Origin of the sequence: Sedimentitalea todarodis (assembly GCF_032595355.1) — a bacterium.
GTDB classification, from domain to species: Bacteria; Pseudomonadota; Alphaproteobacteria; order Rhodobacterales; family Rhodobacteraceae; genus Sedimentitalea; species Sedimentitalea todarodis.
In genome coordinates, this window is sequence record NZ_JASMWN010000039.1 from 1 (window position 1) to 19,668 (window position 19,668).

Annotated in this window: 25 protein-coding genes; 9 read left to right on the plus strand and 16 right to left on the minus strand. The window is 58.5% G+C overall.

Annotated elements, in window-relative coordinates; genetic code table 11:
* Window positions 1-342 precede the first annotated feature (342 nt).
* Window positions 343-735 carry a nuclear transport factor 2 family protein gene (locus QO231_RS24440; RefSeq protein ID WP_316782444.1) on the minus strand — a complete coding sequence of 131 codons (393 nt, stop codon included), beginning with the start codon at window positions 733-735 and terminating at the stop codon, window positions 343-345.
* Window positions 736-1,008: 273 nt separating this feature from the next.
* Here QO231_RS24440 and QO231_RS24445 point away from each other — a divergent pair, with 273 nt between their 5' ends.
* On the plus strand, window positions 1,009-1,641 hold the full coding sequence (locus QO231_RS24445; RefSeq protein WP_316782484.1) for a tyrosine-type recombinase/integrase: 633 nt from the start codon (window positions 1,009-1,011) through the stop codon (window positions 1,639-1,641).
* A 332-nt stretch (window positions 1,642-1,973) separates the two neighbouring features.
* On the opposite strand, the gene QO231_RS24450 is transcribed toward QO231_RS24445, so the two are convergent.
* Window positions 1,974-2,870, minus strand: coding sequence for a LysR family transcriptional regulator (locus QO231_RS24450; RefSeq protein ID WP_247038171.1), 897 nt, complete (start codon window positions 2,868-2,870; stop codon window positions 1,974-1,976).
* Between the two features lie 136 nt (window positions 2,871-3,006).
* Here QO231_RS24450 and QO231_RS24455 point away from each other — a divergent pair, with 136 nt between their 5' ends.
* The 3 genes from QO231_RS24455 to QO231_RS24465 are packed head-to-tail and all read left to right on the plus strand — an operon-like array spanning window position 3,007 to window position 5,291.
* Window positions 3,007-3,441 (plus strand): DoxX family protein, encoded by a 435-nt coding sequence (locus QO231_RS24455; RefSeq protein ID WP_247038169.1) that lies wholly within the window; start codon window positions 3,007-3,009, stop codon window positions 3,439-3,441.
* A 56-nt stretch (window positions 3,442-3,497) separates the two neighbouring features.
* A complete protein-coding gene (gene ygiD, locus QO231_RS24460; RefSeq protein ID WP_247038167.1) occupies window positions 3,498-4,319 on the plus strand; it encodes a 4,5-DOPA-extradiol-dioxygenase in 822 nt (273 codons plus the stop codon).
* Between the two features lie 12 nt (window positions 4,320-4,331).
* On the plus strand, window positions 4,332-5,291 hold the full coding sequence (locus QO231_RS24465) for a glutathione S-transferase family protein (RefSeq protein WP_316782449.1): 960 nt from the start codon (window positions 4,332-4,334) through the stop codon (window positions 5,289-5,291).
* A gap of 69 nt (window positions 5,292-5,360) precedes the next feature.
* Here QO231_RS24465 and QO231_RS24470 read toward each other — a convergent pair whose 3' ends face one another.
* Genes QO231_RS24470 through QO231_RS24495 form a run of 6 tightly spaced genes read right to left on the minus strand, consistent with a single transcriptional unit; the run spans window position 5,361 to window position 10,087 of the window.
* A complete protein-coding gene (locus tag QO231_RS24470) occupies window positions 5,361-5,927 on the minus strand; it encodes a maleylpyruvate isomerase N-terminal domain-containing protein (RefSeq protein ID WP_316782450.1) in 567 nt (188 codons plus the stop codon).
* On the minus strand, window positions 5,924-6,997 hold the full coding sequence (locus tag QO231_RS24475) for a cupin domain-containing protein (protein WP_316782451.1): 1,074 nt from the start codon (window positions 6,995-6,997) through the stop codon (window positions 5,924-5,926). Before QO231_RS24475 ends, QO231_RS24470 begins: the two co-directional genes overlap by 4 nt.
* A 21-nt stretch (window positions 6,998-7,018) precedes the next feature.
* The gene (gene maiA / locus QO231_RS24480) at window positions 7,019-7,696 is read right to left on the minus strand and encodes a maleylacetoacetate isomerase (RefSeq protein ID WP_316782452.1); all 678 of its coding nucleotides are present in this window, start codon (window positions 7,694-7,696) and stop codon (window positions 7,019-7,021) included.
* Complete coding sequence (locus QO231_RS24485) at window positions 7,597-8,508, minus strand: TRAP transporter large permease subunit (protein ID WP_316782454.1); 912 nt, start codon at window positions 8,506-8,508, stop codon at window positions 7,597-7,599. The genes maiA and QO231_RS24485 overlap by 100 nt, the downstream gene beginning before the upstream one ends.
* Entirely contained in the window at window positions 8,501-8,998 is a 498-nt protein-coding gene (locus tag QO231_RS24490; protein WP_316782456.1) for a TRAP transporter small permease, read from the minus strand. The genes QO231_RS24485 and QO231_RS24490 overlap by 8 nt, the downstream gene beginning before the upstream one ends.
* A gap of 60 nt (window positions 8,999-9,058) precedes the next feature.
* Window positions 9,059-10,087: a TRAP transporter substrate-binding protein gene (locus QO231_RS24495; RefSeq protein WP_316782458.1), complete on the minus strand. Its 1,029-nt coding sequence runs from the start codon at window positions 10,085-10,087 to the stop codon at window positions 9,059-9,061.
* A 208-nt stretch (window positions 10,088-10,295) separates the two neighbouring features.
* Here QO231_RS24495 and QO231_RS24500 point away from each other — a divergent pair, with 208 nt between their 5' ends.
* On the plus strand, window positions 10,296-10,754 hold the full coding sequence (locus tag QO231_RS24500) for a MarR family winged helix-turn-helix transcriptional regulator (protein WP_316782459.1): 459 nt from the start codon (window positions 10,296-10,298) through the stop codon (window positions 10,752-10,754).
* Window positions 10,755-11,188: 434 nt separating this feature from the next.
* On the opposite strand, the gene QO231_RS24505 is transcribed toward QO231_RS24500, so the two are convergent.
* Genes QO231_RS24505 through QO231_RS24515 form a run of 3 tightly spaced genes read right to left on the minus strand, consistent with a single transcriptional unit; the run spans window position 11,189 to window position 13,328 of the window.
* Window positions 11,189-11,734, minus strand: coding sequence for an amino acid synthesis family protein (locus tag QO231_RS24505; protein ID WP_316782460.1), 546 nt, complete (start codon window positions 11,732-11,734; stop codon window positions 11,189-11,191).
* Between the two features lie 2 nt (window positions 11,735-11,736).
* Window positions 11,737-12,915 (minus strand): MFS transporter, encoded by a 1,179-nt coding sequence (locus tag QO231_RS24510; RefSeq protein ID WP_316782462.1) that lies wholly within the window; start codon window positions 12,913-12,915, stop codon window positions 11,737-11,739.
* The gene (locus tag QO231_RS24515) at window positions 12,915-13,328 is read right to left on the minus strand and encodes an ester cyclase (protein WP_316782463.1); all 414 of its coding nucleotides are present in this window, start codon (window positions 13,326-13,328) and stop codon (window positions 12,915-12,917) included. The genes QO231_RS24510 and QO231_RS24515 overlap by 1 nt, the downstream gene beginning before the upstream one ends.
* A 187-nt stretch (window positions 13,329-13,515) precedes the next feature.
* Between QO231_RS24515 and QO231_RS24520 the strand changes: the two genes are divergently transcribed.
* The 3 genes from QO231_RS24520 to QO231_RS24530 all read left to right on the plus strand — a co-directional run bounded on the left by QO231_RS24520 (window position 13,516) and on the right by QO231_RS24530 (window position 15,609).
* Entirely contained in the window at window positions 13,516-14,322 is an 807-nt protein-coding gene (locus QO231_RS24520) for a LuxR C-terminal-related transcriptional regulator (RefSeq protein ID WP_316782465.1), read from the plus strand.
* 17 nt (window positions 14,323-14,339) lie between these two features.
* The gene (locus QO231_RS24525; protein ID WP_316782485.1) at window positions 14,340-15,020 is read left to right on the plus strand and encodes a LuxR C-terminal-related transcriptional regulator; all 681 of its coding nucleotides are present in this window, start codon (window positions 14,340-14,342) and stop codon (window positions 15,018-15,020) included.
* A 214-nt stretch (window positions 15,021-15,234) separates the two neighbouring features.
* On the plus strand, window positions 15,235-15,609 hold the full coding sequence (locus QO231_RS24530) for a YybH family protein (RefSeq protein ID WP_316782468.1): 375 nt from the start codon (window positions 15,235-15,237) through the stop codon (window positions 15,607-15,609).
* A gap of 85 nt (window positions 15,610-15,694) precedes the next feature.
* Here the strand turns inward: QO231_RS24530 and QO231_RS24535 are convergent, their stop codons facing one another.
* The 5 genes from QO231_RS24535 to QO231_RS24550 form a co-directional block, all read right to left on the minus strand.
* Complete coding sequence (locus QO231_RS24535) at window positions 15,695-16,492, minus strand: alpha/beta fold hydrolase (RefSeq protein ID WP_316782470.1); 798 nt, start codon at window positions 16,490-16,492, stop codon at window positions 15,695-15,697.
* 544 nt (window positions 16,493-17,036) lie between these two features.
* The gene (locus QO231_RS24540) at window positions 17,037-17,423 is read right to left on the minus strand and encodes a DUF6481 family protein (protein WP_316782472.1); all 387 of its coding nucleotides are present in this window, start codon (window positions 17,421-17,423) and stop codon (window positions 17,037-17,039) included.
* Window positions 17,424-17,718: 295 nt separating this feature from the next.
* Window positions 17,719-17,925 (minus strand): cold-shock protein, encoded by a 207-nt coding sequence (locus tag QO231_RS24545; protein WP_316782475.1) that lies wholly within the window; start codon window positions 17,923-17,925, stop codon window positions 17,719-17,721.
* A 552-nt stretch (window positions 17,926-18,477) separates the two neighbouring features.
* Complete coding sequence (locus QO231_RS26200) at window positions 18,478-18,900, minus strand: hypothetical protein (RefSeq protein ID WP_394356710.1); 423 nt, start codon at window positions 18,898-18,900, stop codon at window positions 18,478-18,480.
* Window positions 18,901-18,927: 27 nt separating this feature from the next.
* Window positions 18,928-19,062, minus strand: coding sequence for a hypothetical protein (locus QO231_RS24550; RefSeq protein ID WP_316782478.1), 135 nt, complete (start codon window positions 19,060-19,062; stop codon window positions 18,928-18,930).
* Between the two features lie 251 nt (window positions 19,063-19,313).
* Between QO231_RS24550 and QO231_RS24555 the strand changes: the two genes are divergently transcribed.
* Window positions 19,314-19,668 (plus strand): hypothetical protein (locus tag QO231_RS24555; protein ID WP_316782481.1); only part of this gene is annotated, 355 nt, incomplete at its 3' end.

The window sequence follows — 19,668 nt, forward strand, 5'->3', positions numbered from 1 at the left end:
TCATACCGCCACGCCCGCAACGATGCGTTCAGCCTCTGGGCCGATTACACAGCTGAGATGACCGCGTGATCCACGCCCTTCACAGGGAAGCACAATCTGCTGTCAACAACTTGGCAATACCATGCAGACCAATATCGGCCACGCTGTCCGCTCCGGGCTCTCTGCCGTCATCTGATGCTTTTTGTCAGGCATTGAGACGGTGCACGCCGCCCAATGACGGCAGCGCGGACTAAGCGACATTTGAGCTGAGAAGGCCGAATGGCGGCCCTCCGACAGGTCACAAGGCAGCGTGTTTGCACTAACGAGAACACGCAAGAATTTGGCCGCAAATTCAGAATGCGGCTACTTGCCTTCGGCTTGCCGTCCGTAATCCTCAGCGTCAAACCACCCGCGCGACGCCTTTACTTTGAGGTCGTCACCAACCTCCCACTCTTCCCAGCCCCGAATGTTCAACGGATTTCCACTGGTTGCATCGTGGCCAGTGAATGTCCAAACGAAAATCACATGAGTTCCTGCACAACGCACATCATCACAGATAAGCGTCAAATCTGGGACATCCGCATAAAAACCTGCGGCCATGTCTTGAACGCGCGACCGACCGCTCCACGGGTCGCCATTGTTAATAATGATTTCGCCATCTTCTGCGTAGAAGGAGGCCACCGCCTCTGCAGACTTAGAGTTCCAAGCTGCAGTATAGTCTGCGGCCATCTTTGCCACGGCTGGTACATCAATCATTGCCTCACCTTTCCTGTTCAAAATACCAACAGCATGACATCTCGCCTTTTTTCGTCCATTAGAATTTGCCGCAGCCTATTGGCTATCACCCGCGATAGCAGCCATTCATACAGCCCGCAGTAGTCGGCAGAATGGGCTCAAAGCCACCTGATGCGCTTGCAGAAACGCCGCTTGCCAGCGACTTCGGACAACAGCCAATCACCAGGATGCTATGCATTCTTTGTCAGCGCGGTGCTGATGTCTGGGTTTGGCGGGAGGATTGGAGGGCATATTATGCCAAGAGTCCAACTTCCCGCAGTCACCCTAAAACGCAAAGCATGGAACAAAGGACGGATCATCGGTCAGAAACGACCCCTGCTTCCCAAACAGGTTTGGGCTATTCGTGCTCGACTCGAACTTGCCGGCTACTTACGCGATCTTGCACTGTTCAACGTGGCCATCGATAGCAAGCTACGTGGATGTGATCTGGTCAAACTCGCCGTGGTAGAATTGGTCAAAGATGACCGCGTTCGCGAGCGGGTATCGGTGATCCAGAGCAAAACCAAGAAACCGGTTCAATTCGAACTGACTGAAAACACACGTGATACTGTCATTGCGTGGGTGAGATCACCTGAGATGATCGGGTGCCGCTTTATGTTCCCGAGCCGTTTCCATAACCGCTCGCATATCTCGACACGTCAATATGGTCGACTTGTGCGAGACTGGGTGACAGCGATTGGCCTGGAACCCAGCGGATACGGGACACACTCGATGCGTCGAACCAAAGCTGCAGAGATTTACCGCAAAACGGGCAACCTTCGCGCTGTGCAGCTTCTGCTTGGCCACACGAAGGTCGATAGCACAGTCCGTTATTTGGGCGCTGAGCTGGAATATGCCCTGAGTATTGCTGAACGCATCGATATCTGAACGAAGTTGGCGGACGGTTATTGCCGTTCGCCAATCCAGGCCAGGCCTTCGTAGATTCTGCAGTAGGCGGCAGGACGGAGCCCATTTTGGCTTTTTCTGCGTTGCGCACCAACGGCCGGTATCTGTGGATCACTGCACCCGCCGTTTCTGACGTGACGTTGCTGCGCCGCAACTCCTTCGAGAAACTAACGAGAGGCCAAACTGGATGATGGGACCGGGATCGAACGTTGGTTTTCCTGCCCCAAGAGATCCGGCACTGCTCGGAACTCGCTGCCACAGTTTGCCCGACAAACTATGAATCGGCGTCTGGAGTGTTCGGCTGCTGGATGTCGTCAAAGGATATCCGCCGTTCGGATGTCCTCCGCTGCGAACTCGATCAGTGCGCGCACTTTGCGGGGCAGTGCGCGGCCTTCTAGATAGACAGCGGCAACTGGTCCGGTTTCGCCGTCATGGGCTGTCAACACTGGGACCAATGCACCGGAGTCCAGCGCCGCTGCGAGAGCGAAACGCGGCGCATAGGCGATGCCCATGCCGCGCACGGCCAGTTCAGCGGCGGCCCGGGCCGAGTTGACGTGGAACCGACCCTGCACATGGGCAATGGCCTCCTCTGTACCGTTCCTGAAGACCCAGCGATGCGCGGCGCGGCGGTTGGTGTCCACGATGCAGGCATGGTCTGCCAGCTCTGCGGGTGTTTCCGGCATCCCTTGTGAGTCGATATATTCGGGACTGGCGACCACCATGCTTCTGAAAGATCCCAGCTTGCGGACCTTGAGCGACAGCATGTCGGTCTTGCCAATGCGAAAGGCCACATCGATTCCCTCGCTGGCGAGGTCCACGTAGCGGTCGCTCAGCCTCAGATCGAGGGTCAGCCCGGGGTGCGCGGCGCCAAAACGGGCAAGCATGTCGACAACGTATACCTCGCCAAAGGTCGCCGGCGCGGAAATACGGATCACGCCGGACAAGCCCCGGGATCCTTCCGACACCTCGGCCAGCAGGTCATCCAGATCGTCCAGCATCGCCGGGGCGCGCGCCAGCAAATCCTGGCCCGCCGGTGTCAGCCCCACTCGGCGCGTGGTGCGTTGCAGCAGGCGAACGCCCAGCCGATCCTCCAGCGCAGCCACGTATTTCGAGGTCAGCCGGTTCGACACGCCAAGCTGATCCGCCGCAGCGGTGAAGGATCCGGTCTGGGCCGTGGCCACAAAGGCCTTGAGTTCATCGACGAGGTCCATGGATAATTGCGAACGTTTTGAGGATAGTCATTCAACAACATCGCCATTTTGTTGATGGCCGGCAAGCCTTAACTATGCCGCATGACATCAGAGCCGCGCTTCAAGCGGGCCTTGCCAACTCAAAGGAATGACGATCATGACCATTGATGCGACCCCCAAAACCAACGCCGATTACGCAGCCCTCGCCCTGCGCCTGACCAGCGGCGTGGCCTTTCTCGCCCATGGCTGGATGAAGGTCAGCGTCTTCACCATCCCCGGCACCGTCGGCTACTTTGAAAGCCTGGGCCTGCCTGGTTTCTTTGCCTACCTGACCATTCTCGCCGAACTCGGCGGCGGTCTCGCCCTGATCCTTGGCGTTGGCGTGCGCGCCGTCTCGGTCCCGCTGATCGCTGTTCTGCTCGGCGCGGTCTGGGTCCATGGCGGGAACGGTTGGGCCTTCTCGAGAGAGGGCGGCGGCTGGGAATACCCGCTGTTCTGGGCGGTGGTGCAGGGTGCCATCCTGATACTTGGCGCCGGAGCCTACGCGCTGCGCCTGCCGGTGCTTGAAAAACAGCTCGGCCGCTTCGCCTGATCGCCGCAGGGCCGGGCCGCACTACCGCGGCCCGGTCTCATATCAGGAGACGTGTCATGCAGACCCACAGCCTTCAAACCCTTCGCGACAGCTTTGCGCCGTCGGACCGCATGCCGCTGGTCTTTCTCGGTCACGGCAGCCCGATGAACGCCATCGAAGACACCGCCTATGCCCGCGCCTGGATCGACCTTGGTCAGAGCTTGCCGCGCCCCAAGGCAATCCTCGTGGTCTCGGCGCACTGGATGACCAAGGACACCACGTTGGTCGATGTCTCCGCCATGCCGCGTACGATCCATGATTTCTACGGCTTCCCCGAGGCGCTCTATGCCGAGCAATATCCCGCCAGGGGCCAGCCTGATCTTGCCCGCGAGGTGGTGACGCTGCTGGCCTCGCACCGGGCGCAGGAGGACGACACCTGGGGGCTGGATCACGGCGCCTGGGCGGTGCTGAAGTTCCTTTATCCCGAGGCGGATGTACCGGTCTTCCAGGTCTCCATCGACATGGAACGCGGGTTGGAACACCAGCTGGAAGTCGGCCGGACACTCTCGGAACTGCGGGACCGCGGCGTGCTGATCCTTGGCTCCGGCAACGTGGTGCACAACTTGCGCGCCATGCGCCCCGGCGGAAGGCCGATGGACTTTGCGCTGGAGTTCGACGGGCTCTTCGCCGACCGCCTCGCCGACCGCGATTTCGCCGCGCTGGCGGACCGGGAAGCGCTCGGCGCGCTGCTGCGGAAAGCGCATCCGACGGTCGATCATTATCTGCCCGCCTTGACTATCGCCGGCGCCGCAGACATGCGCGACGCGCTGACTTTCATGACCGACAGCATCGACCTCGGCTCGGTCTCGATGCGGTCCTTCGTGTTCCACACTGCTTGAGGAGCTCCCGAAATGCTTAAAGATGGAAAATGGATTGAAGACTGGCAACCGGTGCAAAAGGCCGACGATAAGGGACGGTTCGTCCGCCAGGTCTCGGGCTTTCGCAACTGGATCACGCCGGACGGCCGCCCCGGCCCGACCGGCGAGGGCGGCTTTGCGGCCGAACCCGGTCGCTACCGGCTCAACGTCGCGCTGATCTGCCCCTGGGCGTCGCGCACGCTGATCGCCCGGACGCTCAAGGGACTGGACAAGGTGATCCCGGTGACCGTGGTAAACCCGACTCTGACCGCTCAGGGCTGGCAGTTCGGAGGCTATCCCGGCGCCTATGAGGACCCGCTGTTCGGGGCCCGATATATGCACGAACTCTACACCCGCGCCGATGCCAACTATACCGGCCGCGCCACCGTGCCGGTGCTGTGGGACATGAAGCGGGACGTGATGGTGAACAACGAGAGCGCCGATATCCTGCGCATGTTCGACACCGCGTTCGAGCAGATCGTGCCATCCAACCTGCGCCTTTATCCGGACGATCTGGCCGCGGATATCGACGCGCTAATCCCGCGCATTTACAACATGCTCAACAACGGCGTGTACAAGGCCGGCTTTGCCACTTCGCAAGAGGCCCATGACGAAGCGGTGACCGACGTGTTCGCGATGCTTGACGAACTCGAAGAGCGACTGACGGGCGATTTCCTGTTCGGCGACCGCCTGACCGAGACCGACATCCGCACCTTCGTCACTCTGATCCGCTTCGACGCAGCCTATCACGGGCTGTTCAAGACCAACCGGAAACAGATCAAGGACTACCCATGCCTGTCCGCCTACATGCAGCGGATCCTCGCAATCCCGGGCGTCGCCGGGACCGTGAACATGGACCACATCACCCGCGGCTACTACTCGATCAAGGCGCTGAACCCGAACGGCATAAGGCCAACTGGACCAGAGCATATCGACCGGTTGCTGGCCGCGTAGCCCAGGGGCATTTGGCGCCGTAATCGCTGACAAAAAAGCCCTCTATTGTCGCGGTCTATCGGTTTGAGTCTACTTGGCCGAGTGCTGGCGAAGTGCTCGTGGAACATCCGTAGGCCTACCACCGTTGCCCAGGTCGATCGCCGCGCGCCAAACCATCTCAGCTCTGATCATCGGTGTATCACGCGCGGTCACCGTATCGCCTCCGAGAGTGGTCAATGTCATGTTCCAGCGATCGGGAGGAAGGTCGCGCCACTCGACATCCAGATGTTTCGCCGAGTGGTCGTAGAGATGCCGCAGAGCCCGCGAGGGAAGCGTGGCCGCGAGCGCCAAGTCAGGTTTCCACTCTGCTTCTTCTGCGATCAGCGGCTCTCGCAGCGATTTTAAAGCAATTGCGAGGGCGCGTGCCTCGTGGCTCACATGGGCCACCAGATGCGCGCGCGTCCAGCCATTGCAAAGCGACAAACCATACAAGTCCGCATCGCTCAACTCGTTGAGCTTACGCGCGAAGTAGGCCGCGCCGCGCCGCGCCAGCAACCGATTGTCATGCGGGGCGGTGACGGCGTCGTAGCGAGCACCGCCGCCCTGTCGCGCGCGGAGCGCTTTGCGGGCGGCGATGTCCTCGGGGCGTTTGGTCATTTCCCGTCCACCATGGAGCGCATGAAGTTCAGCCGCTCCATAATCGGCGCGTCGGAAAAGCGGAACAGATCGAACTGCGTTTCAGCCTGCAACGACCATCCGACCCAGGAGGGCACGACGAAGATGTCGCCTTTCTCAAGCTTGCGGGTCTCGCCACCTAGCACCACGGACCCTGCACCCTCAAAGACTTGGAAGACAGAAGAGCCGACCTCCTGACAGTTTGGCGTCTCGGTGCCAGCGCGCAGGCGGTGGAATTCGCAGCGGATTGTCGGCATCACATCGCCGCCCGTCGTGGGGTTGGTATAACGCACCGCCGCATGACCAAGTCCAACCGTGGCTGGCTGGCCCTCGTCCTCAAGCAGAAGCTGCTCAGTGAGGGCGCGGTCGGTGTGCTCCCAGCGGTAGGCCCCGATTGGGGACGCAACCGTATCCTGAAGCCCCGAAAGAGGGCGTAGGCCCGGGTGGCACCAGAGGCGCTCGCCCTGACTGTAGTTCGGTGTTGCGTTGTCAGTCACACGCTCGGCACCGAACTCGAAGAAGCCTACGTCCATCTGCTGGCTGAACGGGATGTCGAGCCCGTCGATCCAGGCCATCGGCTTGGTGGCCACATTGTGGTGGCCGTGAAAGGCCCAGCCAGGCGTCAGCAGCAGGTCGCCGCGCGACATGCGCACGGGGTCGCCGTTCACGACCGTCCAGACGCCTTCGCCCTCAACCACGAAACGGAAGGCGTTCTGGGAATGCCGGTGTTCGGGGGCGTTCTCGCCCGGGAGCAGGTACTGGATCGCACACCACAGCGTCGGCGTGATGTAAGCGCGACCTCCCAGCCCTGGATTGGCAAGGCCGATGGCCCGGCGCTCACCGCCGCGGCCCACCGGCACCAGATCGCCAGATTTCTCTGCCATGGGCAAAAGATCGGCCCATCTCCAGACGTAGGGAACTGCTTTCGGCTTGGGGTGCTCGGGCATCAAGTCCCCGGTTTGGGTCCAGAGAGGGTTCATGTGGTTTTGCTCGAAACCCTTGTAAAGCGCGCGCAGTTCCGGGGTGTCCTCGGGTTGCATGGCGTTGTCCATCACGGTCTCCTTTTGGTTTGGTCAGGCGGCGTCGGGCTGGTTCGGCGGCGCGGCCTTGTTGAAAGCGGGCAGTTGGTCGAGTTCTGCGAAGATGCATGCGATGGTCGGCCAGTGGTCCAGCGCGATATCGAAACGCTTGTTGTTCCAGACCTGCGCATAGAGGCAGAGATCGGCCAAAGTCGGCTGGTCTCCGTGGCAATAGCGTCCCGTTTCGGGGCTATTGGTCAGCGCGGTTTCCAGCGCGTCGAAGCTGAGCGTGACCCAATGGGTGAACCACGCCCTCTGCTTGGCCTCGTCCGCGCCGAATTCGTCGCGGAGGTAGAAAAGCACCCGCAGATTATTAAGCGGATGCACGTCCAGCGCGATTATATGCGCCAGCGACCGGACCCTCGCGCGCGCTTTGGCATCGCGGGGCAAGAGCGCGGGTTCGGGGTGGGTCTCTTCCAGCCACTCGATAATCGCTAGGGATTGGGTCAGGTGGCTGCCATCCCCCAGCTCAAGCGTCGGCACTAGGCCTTGCGGGTTGCGTCGCAGATAGTCGGGCGTCCGCGTCTCGCCGTTGCGCAGTACGTAAGGGATATAGTCATAGGACAGCCCCTTTACGTTAAGCGCGGCACGTAGATCATGCCTGCGGTGATGGCGGTGGCGCGGATGGCGCGCAAGAGGCCTGCGAGGTTCAGGCCTTCGCCAGTGCGCCAACGCAGCAGGAAGCCGTAGACAGTGATCACGAAGACGCCGATTGAGGCGGCCGGGGTCGGCGTGAAAAGGCCAAAGCCGAGTCCGAGGATGATGGCTCCGAAAATGGCGATAACTGGCACGAGGCGGGCAAGTGCCACGCGGCGCAGAGCGGGATCCATCGGTTTCGGAGTCGGCGCCAGCGCGGGGTTCACCCGGACTTGAATTGCGATCACCAGAATGAATCCGGCGACGGCCAACAGACCGGGGATAACGGCGGCCTGGAACATCTTGAGGATCGAGCCCTCGACGATGATGGCATAGATGACCAGCGCCACCGACGGCGGGATCAGAATGCCGAGCGTTCCGCCTGCGGCCAACGCGCCGGAGGCGAGACGCGAGTCGTAGCCCAGCTCTTTCAGTTCCGGCAGCGCGACGCGGCCCATGGTTGCGGCGGTGGCCAGCGACGACCCGCAGACCGCGCCAAACCCGCCGCACGCTGCGACCGCCGCCATGGCGACACCACCCCGCAGCCGGGTCATCAGCGCCTCCAGGCCCTTGAAAAGGTCTGAAGATAGCCGCGCTTCCGCAGCAATATAGCCCATCAGGACAAACAGGGGCACCACCGACAGGTCGTAGTTTGCGACATTCTCCCACAAGAGTGATTTGAACTGCCGCAAGTAGGGCACGAAGCGGACGAAGGGGACAACCTGGCTGAGAACCCAAGTGCCGCCAACGCCGACGACGATCATCGCAATGCCGACGGGCATCCGAAGGATCAGAAGACCGAACAGGACGATAAGGCCCAAGACGCCGATGGTGATTGGATCAAGCATCGCTGAGGTCTCCGAAAAGTTGCGCCACGGCGACCAGCGCCCAAAGCGCCATTGCTACGATGCCGGGGGCATAGAAGGGCCAGACCGGCCAGCCGAGTACCGCAGTGACGGCACCGTCGTCGCGGGCTTCCATCATGCCGAAGACCATCCAATAGACCAGGAACGCTCCGACCAGCGCCGTCAGAGTCAGCCATGCTTTGTCGGCGGCCGTCTGGACGGATTTGGGCAATTGCTGCATGAACAGCTCGACCGCCACATGGCCGCGATTTGCCTGGCAAAATGGGAAGAACATGAGCGCTGCACCGCTGATCGCGAGCTGGACGAAGTCCTCGTATCCCGGCAAACCGGCGACGTTGGCACCGAAGAAGCCGGCGATCCGGTCGAGGATGAAGGCGCCCGTGTTGGTGACTGTGACCAGTACGATGATCAGCAGGATCACCCCGGCCAGCATGGCAAACAGATCGACGGTTCGCCTGAGCAAGGCGGTCATGGCTCTCTCCCTTGGCTGAATTCGAGTTTGGTGGGGCGCTCTGGCCCCTCCGGTCGCGGCCTATCGGGCGGCGTCGGCGATGGCCGCGCGGGCGGCCTCGACCAATTCGGCACCGTCGATGCCTTTAGCGGAAACTTCTTCGATCCAGCGCTGCACGACCTGTTCGTTTGCAGCGCGGAACTTGGCGGCTTCCTCCTCGGGCAGGACGATGTTCTCGACCCCTGCGGATTGCAGCGCATCGATTCCGCTTTGTTCGAACCCCTCCCACATCGCGCCGATCTCGGCGGCGACGTTTTCGCGGGAATTGGCGTCAATCACGGCTTTCAGATCGTCCGGCAGGTCTTCGTAAACATCCTTGTTCATCGCCACCATGAAAACCGCTGTGCCGAAGCGATCGCCATTCGGCAGTTCGGTTGTGAACCTGTCGAGTTCCTGCAGATTTAGGGCCGGAACGATCTCGTAGGTGGTCAACGCCCCGTCGACAACGCCCTTGGACATCGCCTCAGGCAGTGCTGGGACGGGCAGGCCCACGGGCTCGGCACCCATGCCTTCGCTCACCCAGGCGCCGGTGCGGCCTGGGGTGCGCAGTTTCAGGCCAGCCGCGTCTTCGAAGCTCCGCACCGGCTCGGTTGCCGAGTGGATGAGGTTGCCGTCATGGCTGTGCAGGAAGAGGACATGTACGTCCTCGAAATCTTCTGCCAGCAAGTCGAGCGAAGCGTTCAGAGCAATCGTGGTATCGGTGGCGGATCCGGCGTGCACCAACGGCAGCTCGAAAACCTCGCTGCGTGGGAAGACGCCCGGCGTATAGCCCAGCAGCGTCCAGACGATGTCCGCTGTTCCGTCGCGCACCTGACCGTAAAGCTCGTTGGGTCTGCCGCCCATCGCCATGGCCGGTGCAATCTCGACGGCGATGCGTCCGTTGCTATCGGCTTCGATCTTGTCTGCCCAAGGCTCAAGCATGACTTTGTGCGCATTCGCCACCGGAGGCAGGAAGTGGTGCATGATCAGCGTCACCTCTTGCGCAAGGGCCGAAGTGCCAGTGATCACAGCCACCGCAGTCGTGCAAAAAAATTTCGAAAATCGTGTCATCCTGTCCTCCCTTGGATATATCACCTCCCGTGCAGCATTAAGGTAAGTAAGCATACTATTAGTTTACTTATTATATGCGTGTCAACGAAATTGGTAAGTATACAACTTAAGCTTGGTAAGTCGCTGTAAATGAATTAGAAGAGGGCCGAGAGCAGCTATTGAGCTGGGGCAAGGCGGCACTGAGGTGTCAAGGAAGGGGCGAATCGGGATGGAACTCTTCGAAATGGCCGGTCATTTGTTGAGGCGGCTACACCAGAACTCGACCCACGTTTTCCAAGTGCGTACAAAAAAAGCCGGTTTCGACATGACACCGGTTCAGTTTGCAGCCATGAGCGCGATTCACGCCCATCCGGACGTCGATCAGGCTACGGTCGCCGCGATGATCGCCTATGATCGCGCAACAATCGGTGGCGTCATTGATAGGTTGGAGCAGAAGGGTCTGGTCGCGCGCGAGGTCAGTAAGAGCGATAGGCGCGCTAAACAGGTCCGGCTGACGAAAGATGGCGAAAACTTGCTTTCGGCGGTGTCGCCCGTTGTGCGTGATTTGCAATTCGAGCTGATGTCAGGTCTGGAGCCAAAAGAGCGCGCGACCTTTCTTGCGCTCGCCAAGAAGGCAGCCGCGCATCTGGCCGAGGAACCGGCGCGGCCGCATAGTCCGGACAAGTGATTATCGAAACGGACGCAATACCGGCGAGCCTGTAGCTGGATCCTATCGGACCTTTCGTTTTCGGGCTGAGCGGCACGATGCTGGCCGTGGGGCGCGACCTTGACGTTTTCGGTATCCTGCGGCCTCCTGCGCGCACCAGGTCTCGGCTGGCGTTGCGCCTTGAGGAGCGCGAAGAGATGTCCAGTGTGTTGCGGCGATCCGTTGAATCCTCAGTCGATGAACAGTCATCCGACCAATATCACCCAACGGCAGCCTCGTCCGCACTGCGTGAATTCGCCCGGCACCCGATTTCGCGGATGCGGCGAACGGCTGCAAAGCCGGGCTGCACCGCAGCGACAGGAGCCTGGACCAATGTCCGGAGTGGGCCGACCTTACCGATGCTGCGCTTTTAGCGAATGGCCGCTGTGTAAATGCCGCCAAAAAAGGCCAGAGTTCTAGGCTCTGTTTGGGCCCTTTCCAACGCGCGGGTGCGCGCGTGTTCCGTCTGACAATCCGATACACAGCAGAATTTCGTCGGCGCGTGGGGCGTCGGGTACGCAGATCGTCATCGTGTCGATGTGATCAAAGGACCATGCCTCGTCTTTGTGGCCCATCGGCAAATCAATGCTGGCCCCCACGGCTCCGACCTTGTGGTTGGATGGCATCAGTGATGCTCCTCCCCCGATAGCTGCACGCACGGGTTTGCCGAGCGCCGGGTGCAGCACGGCTGCGCCATGTTCCATCGCGCCGGAAGCTCCGACAAGGGCTGCCTTCCCATAGCAAAGTGCGCGCGCCTCCAACATGATCACCAGCTCTTCCGTCAGAGATTGACCAAGCTGCGCGCCTACATCGAAAAGCGCCGCCAGGTCCGTTTGGGCGATGCCCGCGAACGGGTTTCTGACAATGGCCATCGCAGCAACCCGCGTGATCGGTGCGCAAGCTTGGCCCATCTCATCTGCGGTGATGATTTCCTTCGTGAAAACCGTTTTTCGAACGTCCATGACTATGCTTCCTTTGCCAAGCCCACGCGGGGCACGTTTTTGATGTATTGGAACGCGAGACCCAGTGGGACCACGGCGGCAAAGAGCAGGATCGCGAGCCACATGGGCCCCTGCGCATTGCCTGTGGCGTCGAGAATGGCGCCTGCCACGGGCGGTGTGACCAACATGATCGCATAGTAAACGGTGAAGAAGATGCCCATTCCGAAGGCCCGGACCTGGGGCCGCATGGCTTGGCCTGCCATGGCCATGGCCATGATCACCCCGGCTGGGGCCATGCCGATCAAGCCGAAAAGCACACTTGCACCAAAGCCGGCACCGGGCACGCCGAGCAGTAAGAGCGCGGCAATGGCCCCGCCCATGCAGACCGTCAAAACGACATTTCGCCCGCCAAATCGGTCCACGATCTGCCCGCAGACCGCGCCGGATGCGATCATAATCCAACTGCCGATGCTGATGACACCAGCCGCCGCGATGGCGGACTGGCCCAGGCCTTCAAGCACCTTTGGCCCGAAGGACAGATAAGTGACGTAGGCCGCGTTGAAGACACCCCAGGCGGCGGCGGCACAGAACACCAACTGCCACTCCTGCCGTGTCATCGTCGCGCGCGGCCCGCCTTTGGCATGTGGTAGATCATGTGGTGCCCGGTAGAAGACAAACACCCCAAGGGCTGCGATCAGACAATAGACCGAGGCGACTTGAAACGGAACTTGCCAGCCAAACTCATGGGCAAGCCATGCGTGGCCGACCTGGCCCATGGCGATACCGAAAGGCCAACTCATGACAAGGATGCTCATGGCGGTCGCGATTTCGCGGCCCTCAAACCAGTCTGCGACCATCTTCGTCAGATAGAGCGTGGTGAACAGAAACCCGGCCCCGGCAAGGATGCGACCTAGCCCAAGGCCCCAACTTTCGCTCGCCAGGGACGACACGGCGCCACCCAAAGCCAAGGCGCCCAATCCAAATACCACCATGATGCGGTCAGACACGTAGCGCCCCCAATAGCCTGCGGGCATGGCCAGAACCAAACCGGGCGCCATGAACAGCCCAATCAAGAGACCGATGCCCACATAGTCGAGCCCGAAGGCGACGATGAGATCGTCGCCAACGGAGGCCACTGTCTGAAACTGAAACCCAAGCCCGATGCGGGCCAGAAACAGTAGGCCAAGGATGCGCCAGCGCATCACGCCCAGCCGAGCCCGCGCAGGGCGTGTACGTCATTCCAGATTTTGGTCATATGGCTGATCTTGTCGCCATCGAACTGGATGACATACGCGTAGTCCGAGACCACAGATTTCCCAGTGGGTGGCACCGGTCCGCCTTCGCCCGTCTGCGTGCCGTGAAATTCGGCCGTCGCGACAACGGTGCCGCGCGCCTCGTCTGCCGCGAAGGCGGTCAGTTTGTACCGGCCATCCGGCACAGGCGTCAAAAGCCCCTTCATCCAGTCGGCATAAGCGGCGAGGGTTGTCGTCTCTGCCAGTGCATCCGCCTGACAAGAAAAGCTTGCCCCCGCGTGACAAAAGGCCTTGCAGCCGTCCCAACCCTGACCCGTTTCGCAAGCTTCAAAGAATGCGGTCGCCGTTTCGTAATGTGTCATCTGTCCATCCTTCGTGTTGATCCAATGGGCCAACCCTAGGTCAGCGCCTGGGACGCCGGGTATCGTGCAGATGCGGTAAAATCGGGCGTCAGCGTGCAGTATTCAACCTACTGCATTTGCAGGATTGCTTATTGAACGCGTTCTCACCACACTTCATCCAAACCTTTATTTTATGGAGAGTTCTCAGGTGTCAGAGCTGGCCGATCTCAGCCAAAGGGAAGTGCAGATCGCGCAGGCCTACGCGGGCGGACAGACCTATCAGTCGATCGCCGACACCTTGTGCATCGCTCCCAGCACGGTCCGCACTCACCTGGCAACCATCTATCGCAAACTGGAAGTGTCCTCAAAACTGGAATTGGCGACCCGGCTGAAGGGCGAAGGACCGGAGCCCCGCAGCCCATCGGAACTGGCAATGGTTGTGTCAGAATTGGCGCTGAGCCTGGAAGAAGCCATCAGTCGGGAAAAAGCGCTGAGCGAGGTTTTGCGGATCATCAGCGCCGCGCAGGGCGACCTCGACGAAGTTGTCCCTTTGATCCTCAGCTACGCTCTGGAGCTTTGCGACGCGGAGTTCGGGATCCTGTTCGAATACAAGCAAGACGGCAGATTTTTGGCCGATCATGCCGTCGGCATTCCGATACTTTTTAGGAATTGGCTCGACAGTCAGGGTGTTTTTTCGGTCAGCACCGGCACGGGCCTTGGTCGGATGAACGAGCAGCGCGCTGTCATCAATATCATCGACGTCAAGTCCGAGGCGATTTACCAGACGGATGATCCCTTGCGCTATGCCACGGCGGATCTTGGCGGAGCGCGGTCCTTCGTTGCGATCCCGATGCTTGCCGGAAACACTCTGGTTGGCGCGTTCACTATCTATCGCCAGACTGTTCGTCCTTTTTCCGATGAAAGCACCCGGCTTGCCCAGCTGTTTGCGGCCCAAAGCGTGATCGCGCTGGAAAACGCCCGCATGATCAAAGCCATACAACAGGCCACTCCGTGACTGAAGAGCCGCTGGAGGTGAGCCGGCTCAGTCATCGCGAGAGCCAAATCGCGCAAGACTATGCACGCGGCGAAAGCTATCAGCAGATAGCGGACCGTCTGTGTCTTGCGCCGTCCACGGTACGGACTCATCTGGCGGCGATCTATCGGAAACTGGGCGTGTCATCGAAACTAGACCTGCGCGACAGGCTTGGCGCTGCCGAGGCCACCAATGGCGATCTGGACGGTGCGTTTCCGGCGCGACCAGAGCAACCTTCCATCGCCGTTCTGGCCTTTGAGAACATGTCGGGCGATCCCGAACAGGAATACTTTTCCGATGGGATCAGCGCAAGCTTGGGGAGCGATAGCCCGGCAAGACTGGATGGGTGCTCTGCAACAATTAACACCGGTCATGGCAGATCACGCTCGCCTCGGAGGCAGCCGGGCGCAGCGCGACCTGTTGGAGCTGACATATCTGAATCTGCTTTTGAAATCGGGCCATACTCAAGAAGCACATCGAACGATAACAGCGCGACGCCCGATCTTCAGCCACACAGCGCCTGTTGCTGGCTTTCCCTGAATTGGCAGCGGCTTCAGTTGATCAGCTTTATGATCAACGCCTCTTTGAGCCGAGTTGAGTTGAGGAAGACCGTTGTGTCCCGCTCAGCAGTCTTTTCCGGCCACGACCCAGCAATTCGTCTGACGAAAATCGTTAGATGACTGCTGTAAACCCATTTTAACCGATGCAGCACTTTGCACGACTGACCGCTTCACAACGCATGGTTAAGAAAACGTGTCAACAGTCTCAGATTTTCGAGGTCTTTTGGGCAAGTAGGGTCTACCTTGGGATTATCTCAGGTTGGCTCGACGCGGACCAATTGACTGTGAAAGACTTTGACCGCAGGATTTGAAGAACGAATGCTAAGATCAAGCAATGGGGATAATCTACGTGTCTTTCAAACAAGAGTGCCAGAAGCTGCTTGATCACTATGTCACCTTCTACCGGCGGGGGGACGCTAAAGGATGCGCGTCCGTATATGCGGAACATGCAGAAATGTATTCACCATTTGGACCACCTGCAATTGGACGGAAGGCGATAGAAAACGCGCATGCTGAGTGGGTCACGGTAGGTGCAGATAACAAGCAAATCATCGTCTCAAGTGCGAATAGAGATGGCGATCTCGGCTGGTGTATTGCAGAATTTAGCGAAGGCACGACAGGGGAGGGCGTCTCACTAAATGTTTTGGCGCGTCAGCCTGATGATAGTTGGTTAATCACACATTGCAGCCTTAACGAGGCGCTGTCCTGAAGTATGAACAAGCTCCTTGCGGACCTTTTCCGACTGATAGAGTTTATATCCTTCGATGATGGTCGAAGGTCTTCCATGTTTTGAGTTAGTCTGCCCAATCCACCGCAAGGCGATGTAGCCAGTCCCGAATTAGGCCTGTGAACAATTCGGGGCGTTCGAACGCCAGTCCGTGTCCTGCGGCGTCTAAAACCGCAAGGGTTGCACGCGGATACCGATGCATCAGATCAACTGAATCTAGATAACCGCTCATCCAATCCTGACGCCCAGCGATGAGTAGGCTCGGTTTCCCAAAAATCGCAGCTTCTTCTGCCTCAGCAAAGCTGAAGGTGAATCGTTCCTTTACGCGTGCCTCTTGAGCCTTATCGTGCAGTTGCATTGCAGGTTTCAGTATTTTTCTTCTTTTCTCCATGATGTCGCGACTCTGAACGACCGCAAAGTTCTCAAAAGTCCAGATTTCATCTTCCGGCAACTCGGACCGGATTGTTGGGTCAGGTTCAAGAATTTCGTGCTTGGGAAGCGGATTAGGTGAACCCGGGTTGCCACCTGGCACTATCAAAGCGGCACCTCGGACCCGGTCGGTTTGCCGATGGATGATCCCCCGCGAAATGTAACTGCCTCGCGAAAGACCGATTATGGCAAAGGGTTTGTCGCCCAATTGATCTGCAATGAACTCTTCTATTGTATTCAAAATGCCGTCTTGGCTGTCGATTTTCTCCTGCGGTGGGCTCTTCCCATGGCCAGGTAAGTCCAGATAGATTCGTTGCCAGCCTTCAAGCTGCTCAAAAGCGGGCTCTAGAATTTCAACCATATGACAATGATCTAGAGTGACACCGTGAAGTATCACGACCGGTCTGCCCTCTCCTAGAACCTTGTAGTGCAACATTTTCGGCCACCCCTTCCGCTGCGTTCACCAGTGAAGTTAACACCGTTTTGACCCATGAGGAGAAAGTTTAGGAGTAAACGTAGACAGCGATTTGCGCTAACGATAGCCGCCATTGGTGCGCATGTCGCGAAAGCTCGCATTGTCCGCGTTGTGTGAGTTCGCCGCGTGCTTGTTTGTGCACTCGCAGCGAAAGTCTGAAATGACGGGCCGCATCGCAGCGGAGGCAGGGCGTGGTCAAGGGCCGGTAAGGGCCGTCTAAGACACGGGACGCGGCCACACGTGCCGACATACTGCATTGCATCCGATGGCAGCAGTAAGCCGATTGTGTTGAAAAACTCGACGCAGCAAAATTTGGTCCAAAATATTGGAACATAGTCGCTGCAATTTGGGCTTTATGAAACGATGTTTGCAAAGCGATCTATCGCGGGAAAAAGTTCTCTGCATTTGACCGTTCCGGGTCGGACACCGAGTTTTTCAACAAAATCAGCCCAAAACAGCCCCAGCTAACCCAGTTTTTCCCTGGCGAGCGGCAATTTTGGTTGAGTCAGCGCTTACGGTTTCGTCGCGCGGCATAGCGTCGATCCCGTTCCGCCTTGCGTTCTGCGTCATTGGTCGCCTTTTGCGCGATAGCTTGTTCTGCAGTCACAGCACGTTCCGCTTCAAGGGCTACTTCGCGTGCTGCGACTTGCTCTTCATCGCGCTTGGCGTTCTCAGCTTCCAGCCGTTCGCGCTCCTCTTTTTCGAGTAGCAACTGTGTTGCCTTCGCCTGCTGCTCTGATTTCCGAGCAAGCGCTGCGGCATCTCTTTGAGCACGCTTGACCCGTCTGTCGGGGTCATCTGCTGCAGCTTGGAAACGTTCAAGCTTATTTCGTTTGGCTTGATTTGCATTCTTGAGGCGTTCGTCAAAGCGATCTCGTCCAGAATTTTTCATATGTATGTGGGCTCACATTTTTGTTGCTGGGATTGGAAGGGCCTGCGCGGATCACTGTTTCGAAGCCTTCCGTCAACCCAAACGGGTTTACACACAGTGCACATGATGAGTTGATGCAGTGTTTAGTGGCGTTCTCTTCGCCGTCGCATGCCGGGATAGCGCACAAACGTTTTCAGAACAGCGCAATCGATTGCCTGCGAATAGTTTGGCCCGTTGCGTGGAAGCTAAAAAGCGGGCGCATCGTCTCCGATCCGCCCGCCAATAGTCATTCGCATTATCCCTCTCGGGATCAGCTTCAAGCCAAGGCTATGTTGGCTGCGCTTTCGCGACCATCGCGGCCGGATTCGATATCGAAAGTAACTTTTTGGTCGTCATTCAAGCCGGTCAGACCAGCGCGCTCGACCGCGGAAATGTGCACAAACACATCTTTGCTGCCACCTTCGGGGGCGATAAACCCAAAACCTTTTGTAGAATTAAACCATTTTACGGTGCCATTGGCCATCGTAGTTCTCCTTTATTGCTGCCCACGGAATGCGGCAGGTCGGCTATGTCAGTGCTAGATCGGGACACTGAGCCGTAAGGAGCAGATTATCGATAGAGTTTAACGTAACACACAGCGCCTAGCGCCTCTCGCACAAGTAAGCAAGCATTGTTCACCTTATTTTTTTAAACAAGTGATTTGGCAGGGTCGGCATCCCAGCAGAAGTGCTTTCTAAAAGTGCGGCTTGCAAACGTATTTATGGGGAACGCAACCGGAAGCTCTGTCCGCTGACTGTGAGTTCGAAACAGTACCGATTTCGCACTGCAGCGAATGGCCGGAAAGCGGGCTGCGACCGCAGCATTGCTAGGCATCGACCAACGGCAGGAATGGGCCGATGTTCCGACAGTAAGGTAATCGGAACTTTTGAGGTTGGAATTCCGTCAACAGACAGTATCGCGTGACCCAGAAACTGGGCGGTTAAAGAGAAGTTTCAGGTTCCGCTTGATGACGTTCGTCCAGATCAATTTCGGCAGCCCTTTGAAAAAATCAAACGTTGATCCCTTTCCTGCATTCTCAAGCGTGCGTAATGCAACTGACGGTAGTGCCGGGCGAAAATAGCTTTTGACTCGGACTTCTTGCCCTGCAAGCAGTGCCGCCAGCGCTTTTTTGTGTGGCAGACGGGTTGTTCCACTCCGATCTGAACACCATACAACCGTTCCGATTGATGATAAAGACCGCGTTCGGCATGCTTCCGTATGCTTGATGCGCACGACCGTCAAAGCCATCCACAAAGACAGTGCGTGTCTCGCCGTCGACTTTCCTGAGGCGTGAAGCACAGGCCATCTTCTCATCAAAATCTTTGTGGCTCGGAATGTCAGCTCCTGGATGCGCCTCTCGAACATAAAGTACGGCGGAGCTGACACCTTCAATCGCGTGATCAAGGGTTTCCATAACCGCGCGGCGACTTTGGAACAGTGGGCATGTGATGCTACCCATTTCAAGCACGAGGAATTCTCCGTCAAACTAGAGAATCGACTGTGTGGCGCCGTCGATGGTTGCGAGTTCGAAGTCAGGCGCCTTCTCCCCAACGAGTGGCCCGGCAACGCTATCGAAATCATAATCACCAGTCGAAAATTCATCATAGTTGTAGTCAGACATTGGCGCTCTCCTCCCTAAACATTTGGACATATCGCGGCACACCGTGCACCAAAACTATGCGCCGCAGCTCAGAAAGCCACAAGTATGCTGCGCCATCGACCAACGTCAGCTTCGAGAGTGCCGCGCCGCAGCAAAAAGCGGTAGGGTGAATAGGAGGATTGGGCCGTCCCCGACACACTGGCTTGAAGTTTCACCTTCCTTACGTTGTCGATAGAAAAGAGGCCGTGGAGAAACTGGAAGGGGCTCGAATCGTGACAAAGAACTGGACCGCGATAAAGGGGGCGTTGTCGGGATTTTCCAGGGTACAACTCATGGGCCTCGTCCAAGACCTGTATCGCGCCGATGCGAAGAACCAGGATTTCCTGCATGCAAGATTCCTGGTTTCGGATGGGGGCACCGACCTTTCACCCTACAAGAAGCGGATCAAGGCAGCCATCAATCCAAGCCGGTGGGACGCACCCATCAAATACCGCGAGGCCCGACGGGCCATATCCGATTACAACAAGGCTAGGGGACAGCTCGGCGAAACGCTGGAGCTAATGTTCTACTACGTCAAATGCGGCAATGACGTCACGCTGGAGTTCGGTGATATGGATGAACCTTTCT

Coding starts and splice junctions, on each gene's coding strand:
- QO231_RS24445 (WP_316782484.1), top strand. CDS start 1,009: ATGCCAAGAGTCCAACTTCCCGCAGTCACCCTAAAACGCAAAGCATGG.
- QO231_RS24495 (WP_316782458.1), bottom strand. CDS start 10,087: ATGACACGATTTTCGAAATTTTTTTGCACGACTGCGGTGGCTGTGATC.
- QO231_RS24535 (WP_316782470.1), bottom strand. CDS start 16,492: ATGTTGCACTACAAGGTTCTAGGAGAGGGCAGACCGGTCGTGATACTT.
- QO231_RS24485 (WP_316782454.1), bottom strand. CDS start 8,508: ATGCTTGATCCAATCACCATCGGCGTCTTGGGCCTTATCGTCCTGTTC.
- QO231_RS24440 (WP_316782444.1), bottom strand. CDS start 735: ATGATTGATGTACCAGCCGTGGCAAAGATGGCCGCAGACTATACTGCA.
- QO231_RS24550 (WP_316782478.1), bottom strand. CDS start 19,062: ATGTCTGACTACAACTATGATGAATTTTCGACTGGTGATTATGATTTC.
- QO231_RS24510 (WP_316782462.1), bottom strand. CDS start 12,915: ATGCGCTGGCGCATCCTTGGCCTACTGTTTCTGGCCCGCATCGGGCTT.
- QO231_RS24500 (WP_316782459.1), top strand. CDS start 10,296: ATGGAACTCTTCGAAATGGCCGGTCATTTGTTGAGGCGGCTACACCAG.
- QO231_RS24455 (WP_247038169.1), top strand. CDS start 3,007: ATGACCATTGATGCGACCCCCAAAACCAACGCCGATTACGCAGCCCTC.
- QO231_RS24465 (WP_316782449.1), top strand. CDS start 4,332: ATGCTTAAAGATGGAAAATGGATTGAAGACTGGCAACCGGTGCAAAAG.
- QO231_RS24505 (WP_316782460.1), bottom strand. CDS start 11,734: ATGGACGTTCGAAAAACGGTTTTCACGAAGGAAATCATCACCGCAGAT.
- QO231_RS24470 (WP_316782450.1), bottom strand. CDS start 5,927: ATGACCAAACGCCCCGAGGACATCGCCGCCCGCAAAGCGCTCCGCGCG.
- QO231_RS24545 (WP_316782475.1), bottom strand. CDS start 17,925: ATGGCCAATGGCACCGTAAAATGGTTTAATTCTACAAAAGGTTTTGGG.
- ygiD (WP_247038167.1), top strand. CDS start 3,498: ATGCAGACCCACAGCCTTCAAACCCTTCGCGACAGCTTTGCGCCGTCG.
- QO231_RS26200 (WP_394356710.1), bottom strand. CDS start 18,900: ATGGGTAGCATCACATGCCCACTGTTCCAAAGTCGCCGCGCGGTTATG.
- QO231_RS24540 (WP_316782472.1), bottom strand. CDS start 17,423: ATGAAAAATTCTGGACGAGATCGCTTTGACGAACGCCTCAAGAATGCA.
- QO231_RS24475 (WP_316782451.1), bottom strand. CDS start 6,997: ATGGACAACGCCATGCAACCCGAGGACACCCCGGAACTGCGCGCGCTT.
- QO231_RS24515 (WP_316782463.1), bottom strand. CDS start 13,328: ATGACACATTACGAAACGGCGACCGCATTCTTTGAAGCTTGCGAAACG.
- QO231_RS24450 (WP_247038171.1), bottom strand. CDS start 2,870: ATGGACCTCGTCGATGAACTCAAGGCCTTTGTGGCCACGGCCCAGACC.
- QO231_RS24490 (WP_316782456.1), bottom strand. CDS start 8,998: ATGACCGCCTTGCTCAGGCGAACCGTCGATCTGTTTGCCATGCTGGCC.
- QO231_RS24530 (WP_316782468.1), top strand. CDS start 15,235: ATGGGGATAATCTACGTGTCTTTCAAACAAGAGTGCCAGAAGCTGCTT.